We start from the raw sequence: 11477 nt of genomic DNA, 5'->3' as shown, positions 1-11477 counted from the left end.
GCAGAGCCCGGCCCGACTCTTGCTGCCTCCGCCGGCGCCGGCCGACGTCGTGAATACGAGGACCCTGCCATGACCGTGCACGTGCCGGAGCCCCAGGTCTCGAACCAGCAGGGCGCGAACCAGGCTGCGGCGGTTCGGACCACCTGCCCCTATTGCGGCGTCGGGTGCGGGGTGATCGCGACGCCGGACGGCAAGGGCGGCGCCGGGATCGCCGGGGACACCGCGCACCCGGCCAATTTCGGCCGCCTGTGCTCGAAGGGCTCGGCGCTCGGCGAGACGCTGGGCCTGGAGAACCGCCTGCTGCACCCGCACGTCGACGGCGCGCGGGTGTCGTGGGAATCGGCGCTCGGCACCGTCGCCGGCGCCTTCCGCCGCACGGCCGAGACCCACGGGCCGGACGCGATCGCGTTCTACCTGTCCGGGCAGCTGCTCACCGAGGATTACTACGTCGCCAACAAGCTCGCGAAGGGCTTCCTCGGCACGCCGCACGTCGACACCAACTCGCGCCTGTGCATGTCGAGCGCGGTCGCCGCCCACCGCCGGGCCTTCGGCTCCGACACCGTGCCGGGCTGCTACGAGGACCTCGACGAGGCCGACGTCATCGTGCTCGTCGGCTCGAACACCGCCTGGTGCCACCCAATCCTGTTCCGCCGGATGGTGGACGCGCGCACGACGCGCGGCACCAAGCTCGTGGTGGTCGACCCGCGCCGGACCGAGACCGCGGAGGAGGCCGACCTGTTCCTCGGCCTCAGGCCCGGGACCGACAGCGCGCTGTTCTCGGGCCTGCTGGTGCATCTCGACCGCATCGGCGCGTGCGACGCCCGCTTCGTGACCGACCACACCTCCGGCTACGAGGGCGCGCTCGAGCGGGCGCAGTCGATCGCGCCGACGCTGGCCGCCACCGCGGCGGCGACCGGCCTGTCGGAGGCGGACGTCTCCGCCTTCTTCGACCTGTTCGCCGCCACGCAGCGCGTCGTCACCGCCTTCTCGCAGGGCGCGAACCAGTCGGCGCAGGGGACCGACAAGGGCAACGCGATCATCAACTGCCACCTCGCCACCGGGCGCATCGGGCAGCCGGGCGCGGGGCCGTTCTCGCTGACCGGCCAGCCCAACGCCATGGGCGGGCGCGAGGTCGGGGGGCTGGCCAACATGCTGGCCGCCCACATGCACTTCGCGCCGGAGGAGGTCGACAAGGTCCGCCGCTTCTGGAACGCGCCGAACCTCATCACCGGCGAGGGGATGAAGGCGGTGGCGCTGTTCGACGCGGTCGCCCGCGGCAAGATCAAGGCGCTCTGGGTGATGGGGACCAACCCGCTGGTCTCGATGCCGCAGGCCGACACGATCAAGGAGGCCCTGAAGGGCCTCGACCTGCTCGTCGTCTCCGAGGTGATGGCCGATTCCGACACCGCCCGCGCCACGGCCCGGAAGACCGTGCTGCTGCCGGCCCTGGCCTGGGGCGAGAAGGACGGCACGGTCACCAATTCCGAGCGCCGGATCACGCGCCAGCGCCGCTTCCTCAAGGCGCCGGGCGAGGCACGGCCGGACTGGGCGGTGCTCGCCGACGTCGGGCGCCGCCTCGGCCACGGCGCCGCCTTCGGCTTCACCTCGGCGGCGGCGGTGTTCCGCCAGCACGCCGCGCTGTCGGCGTTCGAGAACAACGGCACCCGCGACTTCGACATCGGCGCGCTCGCCGACATCGGGGACGCCGCCTACGAGACGAACCTGCCGGTGCAGTGGCCGCTGACGAAGCGCGGCGGCACGAAGGCGCGGCTCTTTTCCGACGGCCGCTTCTTCACCTTCGACAAGCGCGCCCGCTTCGTCGCGGTGCAGGCGCCGGCCCTGGCGCAGGCGACGAGCGCGGCGATGCCCTTCGTGCTCAACACCGGCCGGGTGCGCGACCACTGGCACACGATGACGCGGACGGGGAAGAGCCAGCGGCTCTCGGCCCATCGCCCGGTGCCCTTCGTCCAGGTGCATCCGCGCGACGCCGCCGCCGCGGGCCTGACCGAGGGCGGCCTCGCCCGGGTCTCGACCGCGCACGGCGCCGCCGAGCTGGAGGTGATCGTCACCGAGGCGGTGGCGCCCGGCAACCTGTTCATGCCGATGCACTGGAACGATTCGAACGCCTCGATGGCCCGCGTCGGGGCGCTGGTCCGCGGCGTGCCCGACCCGCTTTCGGGCCAGCCCGAGCTGAAGGCGACGCCAGCGGCGATCCAGGCTGCCGCCTACCGCTCGCGGGGCTTCCTGCTCAGCCGCGACCCGGTCGCGGCGCCCGCCGGATGGTGGTGGGCGCGCGCCACGATCGCCGGCGGCGCGGGCCTGCAATTCGCCACGCAGGACGGGTCGCGCGAGGCCATGCTGCTGATGCGCGGCTTGTTCCAGGGGCTGGAGCTCGCCGAGTACGCCGACCACGCCCGCGGCCGCTACCGCTGCGCGGTCTACGACGGCGAGCGCCTCCTCGCCTGCCTCGCGTTCGGTCCCGACGCGGGCCGGCCCGACTGGGAGGCGGCCAAGGCCCTGTTCGCGGAGGCGGTGCCCGGCGCGGCCGAGCGCCGCGCCCTGCTCTCGGGCCGCGCCGCCACCGCCGGGGCGGGGCCGGTGGTCTGCGCCTGCCACGGGGTCGGGCTCGACGTCATCACGGCGACCATCGCGGGCGGAGCGGGCTCCGTCGAGGCGGTGGGCGCGGCCTGCAAGGCCGGCACGAATTGCGGCTCGTGCATCCCTGAGATCCGCAAGCTGCTGCCGGAGGCGCTTGCGCGCGACGCCGCGTAGCATCAGGTTCGTCCGTGACCCTGCCGAGATCCAAGCCGACCCTCATGAGCACGCCCCGCCAGCCGCGCGAGACCCGCGCCGGCCTCGAGCCCCTCGCCGTCCTACCCGTCTTCGTGCCGCTGCAGGGGAAGCGCGCGGTGCTGGCCGGCTCGAACGGCGGCGCGCCGTGGAAGGTGAAGCTGCTCGCCGCCGCCGGCGCCCACGTCGACGTCTACGCCGCCGAGCCGAGCGAGGAGATGCGCAACGTTCCGGGCGAGATCGTCGCCGGCAGCGTGACCCTGCACGAGCGGGCCTGGACGCCGGACGACCTGTGGGGCTCGGCCTTCTGCATCGGCGCGATGGAGGACGAGGCCGAGTGCGTCGCCTTCGTCGCGGCCGCCCGCGGCACCGGCGCCATCGTCAACGCCGTCGACCGGCCGCATCTCTGCGACGTGAAGTTCGGCGCCATCGTCAACCGCTCGCCGCTGGTGGTGGGCATCTCGACGGAAGGCGCGGTGCCGGTCTTCGGGCAGACCGTGCGGGCGCGCATCGAGGCGATGCTGCCGCGCGGGTTTTCGCGTTGGGTCGCGGCGGCGCGGGACTGGCGCGAGGGCGTCACCGCCCGCTTCCACGGGTTCAGCGAGCGCCGCGGGTTCTGGGAGCGCTTCTCGGACCTGGCCTTCGCCGAGCCCGACCGGGCCCCGACGCAGGCCGACCTCGACAGGCTGCTCGCGCAGACCGAGGCCGCGCCGAAGGGCGGGGCGGTGACGCTGGTCGGCGCCGGGCCGGGCGATGCCGAGCTGCTGACGCTGAAGGCGCTGCGGGCCCTGCGCAACGCCGACGTCATCCTCTACGACGACCTCGTCGCCCCCGAGATCCTGGACTACGCCCGCCGCGAGGCGCGCACGATGCTGGTCGGCAAGACCGGCCACGGCCCTTCCTGCCGCCAGGACGACATCAACGCGCTGATGGTCTCGCTCGCCAAGTCCGGCAAGCAGGTGGTGCGCCTCAAGTCCGGCGACCCGCTGATCTTCGGCCGCGCCGGCGAGGAGATCGAGGCCTGCCGGCAGGCCGGCATCCCCGTCGCCGTGGTGCCCGGGATCAGCGCGGCGCAGGGCGCGGCCGCCTCCCTCGGCGTCTCGCTCACCCACCGCGACGCGGCGCGCCGCCTGCAATACGTCACCGGCCACGACCGCCGCGGCGCGCTGCCGGACGACCTGAACTGGGGGGCGCTCGCCGACCCTTCGGTCACCACCGTGGTCTACATGCCCAAGCGCACCCTGCGGGTGCTGCTGGACCGCGCGGTCGCCGAAGGCTTGGCACCGGCGACGCCCGCTCTGCTGGTGTTCAACGCGACGCGGCCCAACCAGGCGGCGCTGCGGGGCACGGCGGCCGATCTCGCGGAGCGGGTCGAGGCTTCGCTGCTCGAAGGACCGGCGATCCTGATGGTGGGCGACGCGCTCAAGGAACAGAGTGTCGCGGACTGCCTCGAGCAGGCGCAGATGGCGATCTAGACCCGGCCGCTTCCCGTCTGCGGCCAGCCCGATCGTGACGCCGGACGCATCGTGAGGGCGTCGCGCGGGCACTTGCCGAACCGGGTTCCAGGCCAGGGAGGCGCACGACGGAACGCGGGCCTGAGGCAAAGCGCCGGGGGCCTCCGAGGTGCCCCGACCTTGCCTCCCGCGGCCGCCTATGCTGTTCCAGCGGCCGTCGCGAGAAGGTCACCTCCATGCGCCGCGCCCTCCTGCCCATCATCGCCTTCGTGCTCGGTTTCGTCGGGCTCACGGCGGCGGCCGTGTTCACGCTGATGCCGGAGCGGACGGAGGTGGCGGCCTCGAGCGTCGGCGGGCCGTTCGCGCTGGTCGACCAGGACGGCAAGGCCGTCACCGAGGCCGACTTCGCGGGCGCCACGCACCTCGTGTTCTTCGGCTTCACCCACTGCCCCGACATCTGCCCGACCACGCTGCAGCAGATCTCGGACGTGCTGGCGGCGTTGGGGCCGAAGGCCAAGGCGATGAAGGTCGCCTTCATCACCGTCGATCCCGAGCGGGACACGCCGGCGAGCCTCAAGGCCTACCTGTCGAGCTTCGATCCGCGGATCGCCGGGCTCACCGGCAGCCCGGCGCAGGTGGCGGCGGCCGTGAAGGCCTATCGTGCCTACAGCCGCAAGGTGCCGGGCAAGGACGGCGACTACACGATGGAGCACACCGCGCTGGTCTACGTGATGGACGGCAGGAACCGCTTCCTCGGCGCGCTCAACCTGATGCGCCCGGCCGACGAGACCGCGGCGGAGCTCGCGCGGCGGATCTGAGCATCCGGCGTGGGCCTCACGCCGCCGGGCGCCGCGGACGCAGCAGGCCGCTGCGCGAGGTGCGCGACAGCCCGTGCTCGGTCTTGTTCCAGCGCGAGGGCGCGCGGACGAACTCGATCACCGCGAGCCACGCGGCGACGCTGACCAGGGCGAAGTAGAGCAGCATCCCGGGCACGAACCACAGCAGGTCCCACCAGCCCCGGCGGATGCAGCCGAGCGCCGCCGGCAGGACCAGGGCCGCGGATCCCGCCAGGAACAGGGTGATCGCGACGGCGAGCGGCAGGTTCGGCCAGGGCTCGGGCGCGGCCGGGATCTCCTGGAGCAGGAAGTCGGCGCCCGCCCAGACGAGGAAGATCGGATAGACCAGGGCCGAGGCGACGGCGCCGGGCAGCAGCGTCACGGCGCAGAGCGCGTCGAGGCGCCCGAGCTGCCGGCAGGTCTCGGCGGGGCGGCGGCCGTAGGTGACGGTGGTCTGCAGGAACCCCTTCATCCAGCGGACGCGTTGGTGCAGCCAGGCCGGCAGGTTGTTCGGCGCCTCCTCGATCGTCGCGCTCGGCAGGTCGCCGACCTCGTAGCCGGCGCAGGCCAGCCGCATCCCGAGATCGGCATCCTCGGTGACGTTGCGCGCGTCCCAGCCGTGCAGCTTGCGCAGCACCTCGGTGCGCACGTGCATCGAGGTCCCGCCGAGCGGCATCGGCAGGCGCCACTGCGCCAGCGCCGGATTGAGCACGTCGAACAGGCCCGCATACTCGATGGCGAAGCACCGGGCGATCCAGGAATCCTCCGCGTTGTCGATCACCAGCCGGCCCTGGAGGCAGGCGGTGCGGGCGGGCGCCCGCGCGAAGATCTCGGCGGCGAGCCGGAGCTGGCCGGGATCGGGCACGTCCTCGGCGTCGTAGACCACGAGCAGCTCGCCGCGGGCGAGCGGCAGGGCGACGTTGAGCGCCCGCGGCTTCGTCCGCGGCCGGCCGTCGGGCACCGCGATCACCTCGAAGCGGGCGGGCAGGGGGACCTCCGCCAGTGCGGCGATGGTGCCGGCATCGTCGGCCTCGACGACGAACTTCAGGTCGAGCTTGGCCGCCGGATAGTCGAGCCGGGCCAGCGCCGAGACGAGCCGCGGCACCACGCGGGCCTCGCGATAGAGCGCCACGAGGACGGTGTAGGTCGGCAGGTCGCGGTCGCTCAGGGGCGAGGCGATCGGCGGCGGGACGGTCGGGACGCCGACGAACACGGCGCCGACGCGGAAGATCGCCATCACCAGGAACAGCGTCTGCGCCGCCACGACCAGGATCATCGCGAGGAACGGGGGCAGGGCCTCGAACACCACGATGCCGGCATACGCCACGAGCGCGACCAGCGCCAGGGCCGGCCCCAGGGGACGGCTGCCGAAGGCCCAGTCCGGCGCCTTCGCCTCGAGGTCGTCGACCGCGTAGCCGGCGATGGCCTCGGGAATCGCCGCGAACAGGGCCGCGCGCAGGCGGGTCGGGCTCGTCACCGCCGGCATCCGCCCGCGCGGGCTGCGCCCGGCGAGCAGCTCGGCGATCTGCCGCCCGCGCGGCGCCAGCACCGCCGGGGCGGGGGCCCCGAGGACCAGGGGCGCCATGCCGAGCGAGAGGCTGTCGGGAAAGCGCGCGCCCATGCCGAGCGGGATCGGCCCGTCGAGGTAGGCCGCGTCGAGCGCGCGGGCGAGCGCCCGGTAATAGGGCTCTACGCCCCAGTGCGATCAATCTAAGTCATTGTTTCATAACGCACCATATGCCGCTATATATGCCTCTAAACCGTGTCACTAAGCACTGCCGCTAGGAGTTCGTATGAGCGTCGATCGCTACCTCTTCCGACGTAAGGGTTCTCAGAACTGGTATGTAAGACTACAGAACACCGTCATTAACGATAGACACTATAAGAGCTTCGAAAGAAGCTTAGGAACTACCGATAAGGAACTTGCTCTGATTAGAGCTAACGAACTAATTATAAAACATAGAATAGTTTTGCATACAACTAATCAAATGAAGCTAGGAAATTACGTGCAGGAATATCTATATCCTGTTGGACAACGCACACACTACGACAATGGAACATACATCGAAGCATCTCAAACGCACGTCAAAGTGTACGACGAAATCGGCGACTTAATAGAGAACCGTAATAATGAATTGATCATCACCTTGACGAAGCCGCCAGCGACGAAAGAGGAACACAAGCTGTTCGCGGCAGTCAACGCCGGAAACAGAACTGAAACGTCCGGATCGACTATAATAGATACATGGGCCGAACAAAATAATGTCAGCAGTCGCATACAGTCAGAGGCCAGGAAAACGTGGGAGCAATTCACTAGCCATATAGGACACAAGCACTACAGTAAGTACAATCGAGACGATGCCCGCGCATTCGCTAGACAGCTTTTGGATCGAACCCACAAGAGCGCAACAGTTGAAAAGAAGATTAGCAGCTTACGTGCGGCGTTCAACATCGCGCTAGCAGACGGTAAGGTCGATAGAAACCCATTCGTCGGAGTTGTTCCTCGGAAGCGAGATGCATTGGAGCGGCTCCCACTCTCAAACGCCGATATGGCCTAAGTAAAAGCCAATCTCTTGCGTCTATCCAAGCGCGACCAAGCATTGTGGCTATGGTTAGCCTGCACAGGAATGCGACTTGGAGAACCGTTCCAAATTACAGAAGAACATGAAGAGGAAGGTATACGATACGTTAAGATTGGAACAAAAACACCTTCGAGCAAACGCCGCGTACCCATCCCGGAACTGGTGATACCCCACATATCCAACTGCATCAACGGACCGATATTTCGAGGCCGACCAGCAGCAGCATCAAATAGGATACTCAACCACCTTAAGAACCTTGGAATAAGCTATGATAGCTCGAAATGCACTGGCAGCAAGTCAAAGGTGATCCATTCATTGCGTCACAGGGCTAAAGACAGGCTGCGTGCCGTAGGCTGTCCATTAGAGATTCAGTATGAGCTCCTCGGTCACGAAAGGGTCACACTTGCAAAAAACTACGGGTTAGGCTCCCCAATGTCGATCCTTAAGCATTGGATTGATAAAATAATGTACTAGAATTATTAATTTATGAGAATAATAGCATGAAATTAATTGCTATGCGGAAGTTTTGTCAGTCTTCTTAAGCAATCATCTACCCTATACATGATGGAATATGCCTTGATTCGCAATCCGCATGCTTACATTTGCGAAGACAATTATGTTTGCCGAGTTGCCACAGCGGGGCTTAATGCAGAGGGACGGGCACGGCCTTAGTGAGTTGTATTCGAGGTATCACCGTTGCTCGCGTACTCGGTATCCTCCGGGAGGAACAAGCCACCGATCGTGAAGGATGAAACTTCTCGCACCTCTCCGTGAGACAGACGCAACCGCTCAACCTCGACGCGAGACAGCAGGCCGACAATCCGATCTACCCGCCACCCATCAGGCATCACATCTGACACAGTGTGCAACGCATCGTCGTCGGTCTCAGCATAGGTCGCGAAGAGTTTGACCTCGTGGCTTCGACGGTCGTTGGCATCAAGCGCCAACACGCTCACACGATAAGGGATCATAGCTACCTCCGAATTGACATTAAACCGACAAGCTCAGGCATTTTATGCAGTTGGCTATTCGCTTCGCACTTGTCGGCAGCAAAAGTGGTCTACTACAGGTCTATCCATAACAGGCAGGCAAGGAGAAAACAGCCTTCAAATATCAACATGATGAAAACTATAACGAAAGCGATGGTGCCCCAATCTTCTGCTGACCCATCTGGCACTTGATGGTCCATCGCCCTCATCCTTTCGGAGGGTTGCAGCATCAAATCCAAATCGCGAAGCGTGTCAGGGCAACGCTTGCACCTTCGCCAGAATGTCGGAACTGGGTGTGCCGGCGAAGGTGCGGCCGAAATAAACTCGCGGTCTCGGCATCGGAGACGCTGCCTCAGAACTTTGCGGGGCGCATTATAAATTGATGAAGTTTGCGTAGATTTCTCGGCTAAGGCTGACCTACGCAATGCCGAAGCGCGAATGCCAATTGGTGATGCCGTGACCGCTCGTGCTCATTTGGCTACGGTTGCAGGCTTTCCGTGCTCGCTGTTCCTTCGCCTTGGTCAAAACGTCATGACCGTTCAGGCCGGCTTTTAGCGAACGCTGCTTGCCCGATACCGCGGCGGCGAACCAACTTCGTCATACCGGCTTCAATAGTTTCCCGGTCCAGCATCTCGGGATCGAACGGACCGTCGTACCATTCGAGCATCCTCTTACGCTCGCGATGCCGGGGCTTGGTGACGGCTTCGAGGAACTCTTCGAAGCCCATCGTTCCGCCGACGTCCTCAGGTGGTACTCGCCTCTCACCGTCGAGGAAGCGCGGATAGGCGACATCAAGGACCGCCGGGCAAACCTCTTCGACCGTGATGGTGTGCTGCCAGTTGTCCCCGTAGTCGTAGATGCAGGCAAAGGCGATGGTGCCCCGATCCACGAGCGCCGCCACCTTTGTGGTCTTTGCGCTGCGGGTGCTCCCATCCGGCCATTCCGGGTCTGGAATGGCGTAGCGGACCGTTCCCTCTTGGAACTGGAATAGGTGATAGTCCTGAAAGGGCATCGCTGCCTGGATTACCTCATGAAGGAGCACGAGGCTTGCGGTAAGCAGCACCTCGACAGTCCGCCAGATGGTTGGCTCGGTGTCATCCAGGGTGATGCGAAGGCGGGCGATACGACTCCGCTCGGGCATACAATGATAGTAACGCATCGCCTTGTTGAAACGGTACTCAGAAGTAACAGGTCTCCGTTTCATGCTGGCGCTCACAAACGTGAATGCAGCTGAGTAATCCCACAAGTATCTGAAAGCGTGCTAGCCCGGTACCGTAAGCCGATAGCTTGAAACTTAGCTACAACGCACCATTGCGGCAGATGACGCAACTCGACCAGCATTCATTCGTTACCGCACTGCGTATAACAAAGTCGGCGATAGGGCTTGGGCGACGGCCATGTCCTATTTTCGCCATCACTACGATAGTCAGCCTTCCCAAAGGCTGACTATCGTATGTGGTATAATACATATAACAAAACTCGTCTTAGATCGCAATTCGTAGGTGCTGTCTTAGAGAGTATTTTCTGACGGATGTTATCAGTGACTATCATCAACTATTGTCCCGCGCCAACCGGTGCAGGGAAGACCTATGCTCTGATTGGCCGCTTCAACGAGTTAGTCCAAGCCGGGGAAACCATCATTCTAATTCAGCCTACCATGAACCTCGCCTTCGAAACTCAGGCGGAACTAGCAAAGCGTTACCCGCATATACACGTCGAGGTGTTTAATCAAAGAACGTGCGGAAACCATGTCGTTGCTAATATTACCCAGCACTTAAAGTACCCGTATGACAAGCCGCACGTCATCATCGTCACTTGGGCTGCTTATATGATGCTGCCATACTTCGAGCGACGAGAACGCTTCCATTTATTTTGCGATGAAGTTCCTCAAGCGTTCATCCCGGCGAGCATCAAGATACCCCAAACGCACCATGAGTTCACTGATGCCCTCATGGTTGATGATATTGGATCGATCTACGCTCAATTGAAAGCGAGCAACTTATCGGTGATTCGTAAGATTGCCGACAACGTGAAGGGAGACGCTTTCTACAATATGATTAATCCTCTTGCTAAGCGTATCTACGATCGAAAATACACCACGTACGTTGATAGAAGGAGCTATTGCGGACTCCTAAACGGAAGCAAAGACGACCGTGAGCTTGTGAGCTTCTCGATGCTGAATCCTTCGGTCTTCCAAGGATTTCAATCTGTGACGATTCTTGGCGCGAAGATGGAAGATACCATACTATTCAAGTGGTTTGATCAGAAGGGCGTGAAATTCGTTCTGGACCAATCCCTTATGAATGCGATGCGCTATGGATGCCATGAAAACGGGTATCTCATCGACTTTTACTATGCGTCGGAAAGGAATTGGTCAAAATCATCACAGGTAGAAGTGCCTGAATTGCGGCCGATGTTCGTGGATGCAGCAACGGCGTCGTTCGGTTCATCGGAATTTTGTTGGCAAGATAACAAGGAGTATGAGAATAGTAGTAATTTTGCGTCAATGGCGAACGGTTTCAATGTTGGTCACACGCCGCACGGCATCAATGAATATCAGGATGTCGATGATGCGGTGATCATGACGGCGTTAAACTATGATGTAAATCAGGGGCGTTTTCTCACTGATGTATGTGCTGTAAGTCGAGACGAACAGAAAATAGCACTCGCTTATCATGGTTCGTATCAGACCCTGTTTCATAAAGCTCGGGCGATCCGTCTGACGAGGATCATGGCTGCGGCGAGGACGAAGAAGGCGAGCGCAGAGGACGGGGTAGCCTCGTGGTCGCGAGCCAACCTGCGGCAGCGGGCGATCCAGCCGAAGCT

Annotated in this window: 8 protein-coding genes and 2 pseudogenes; 6 read left to right on the top strand and 4 right to left on the bottom strand. The window is 64.1% G+C overall.

Features of this window, described 5'->3' with window-relative positions:
• Window positions 1-69 precede the first annotated feature (69 nt).
• The 3 genes from MKK60_RS11820 (at window position 70) to MKK60_RS11810 (ending at window position 5062) form a co-directional block, all read left to right on the top strand.
• Complete coding sequence (locus MKK60_RS11820) at window positions 70-2772, top strand: nitrate reductase (protein ID WP_243985963.1); 2703 nt, start codon at window positions 70-72, stop codon at window positions 2770-2772.
• A gap of 44 nt (window positions 2773-2816) precedes the next feature.
• Window positions 2817-4265: a siroheme synthase CysG gene (cysG, locus tag MKK60_RS11815; protein WP_243985961.1), complete on the top strand. Its 1449-nt coding sequence runs from the start codon at window positions 2817-2819 to the stop codon at window positions 4263-4265.
• A 215-nt stretch (window positions 4266-4480) separates the two neighbouring features.
• A complete protein-coding gene (locus tag MKK60_RS11810) occupies window positions 4481-5062 on the top strand; it encodes an SCO family protein (RefSeq protein ID WP_147843809.1) in 582 nt (193 codons plus the stop codon).
• A gap of 16 nt (window positions 5063-5078) precedes the next feature.
• Here the strand turns inward: MKK60_RS11810 and MKK60_RS11805 are convergent, their stop codons facing one another.
• A complete protein-coding gene (locus MKK60_RS11805) occupies window positions 5079-6701 on the bottom strand; it encodes a glycosyltransferase (RefSeq protein WP_243985957.1) in 1623 nt (540 codons plus the stop codon).
• 172 nt (window positions 6702-6873) lie between these two features.
• On the opposite strand from MKK60_RS11805, the gene MKK60_RS11800 reads away from it, so the two are divergent.
• Together MKK60_RS11800 and MKK60_RS28685 are read left to right on the top strand one after the other, a co-directional pair.
• Window positions 6874-7638, top strand: a complete 765-nt coding sequence (locus tag MKK60_RS11800; protein WP_243985950.1) for a hypothetical protein — start codon at window positions 6874-6876, stop codon at window positions 7636-7638.
• Between the two features lie 15 nt (window positions 7639-7653).
• Window positions 7654-8136, top strand: a complete 483-nt coding sequence (locus tag MKK60_RS28685) for a tyrosine-type recombinase/integrase (protein ID WP_409567391.1) — start codon at window positions 7654-7656, stop codon at window positions 8134-8136.
• 194 nt (window positions 8137-8330) lie between these two features.
• Here MKK60_RS28685 and MKK60_RS11795 read toward each other — a convergent pair whose 3' ends face one another.
• On the bottom strand, window positions 8331-8633 hold the full coding sequence (locus MKK60_RS11795; protein ID WP_243985949.1) for a hypothetical protein: 303 nt from the start codon (window positions 8631-8633) through the stop codon (window positions 8331-8333).
• A 547-nt stretch (window positions 8634-9180) separates the two neighbouring features.
• Complete coding sequence (locus MKK60_RS11790) at window positions 9181-9855, bottom strand: plasmid pRiA4b ORF-3 family protein (protein WP_243985948.1); 675 nt, start codon at window positions 9853-9855, stop codon at window positions 9181-9183.
• 327 nt (window positions 9856-10182) lie between these two features.
• Here MKK60_RS11790 and MKK60_RS28680 point away from each other — a divergent pair.
• Window positions 10183-10419, top strand: a pseudogene (locus MKK60_RS28680) (hypothetical protein); the annotation flags it as partial.
• Window positions 10420-11348: 929 nt separating this feature from the next.
• Here MKK60_RS28680 and MKK60_RS11785 read toward each other — a convergent pair.
• Window positions 11349-11477: pseudogene (locus tag MKK60_RS11785) on the bottom strand (IS5/IS1182 family transposase); the annotation flags it as partial.

It is taken from the genome of Methylobacterium sp. J-092 (genome assembly GCF_022829325.1).
Taxonomy (GTDB): domain Bacteria; phylum Pseudomonadota; class Alphaproteobacteria; order Rhizobiales; family Beijerinckiaceae; genus Methylobacterium.
The sequence above is the reverse complement of the archived record's forward strand: the minus strand, read 5'-3'. Positions and strand labels throughout refer to the sequence as shown.

What these genes read in the sequence shown, in the direction of transcription:
- MKK60_RS11820 (WP_243985963.1), top strand. Translation starts at nt 70, where the DNA reads ATGACCGTGCACGTGCCGGAGCCCCAGGTCTCGAACCAGCAGGGCGCG.
- cysG (WP_243985961.1), top strand. Translation starts at nt 2,817, where the DNA reads ATGAGCACGCCCCGCCAGCCGCGCGAGACCCGCGCCGGCCTCGAGCCC.
- MKK60_RS11810 (WP_147843809.1), top strand. Translation starts at nt 4,481, where the DNA reads ATGCGCCGCGCCCTCCTGCCCATCATCGCCTTCGTGCTCGGTTTCGTC.
- MKK60_RS11805 (WP_243985957.1), bottom strand. Translation starts at nt 6,701, where the DNA reads ATGGGCGCGCGCTTTCCCGACAGCCTCTCGCTCGGCATGGCGCCCCTG.
- MKK60_RS11800 (WP_243985950.1), top strand. Translation starts at nt 6,874, where the DNA reads ATGAGCGTCGATCGCTACCTCTTCCGACGTAAGGGTTCTCAGAACTGG.
- MKK60_RS11795 (WP_243985949.1), bottom strand. Translation starts at nt 8,633, where the DNA reads ATGATCCCTTATCGTGTGAGCGTGTTGGCGCTTGATGCCAACGACCGT.
- MKK60_RS11790 (WP_243985948.1), bottom strand. Translation starts at nt 9,855, where the DNA reads ATGAAACGGAGACCTGTTACTTCTGAGTACCGTTTCAACAAGGCGATG.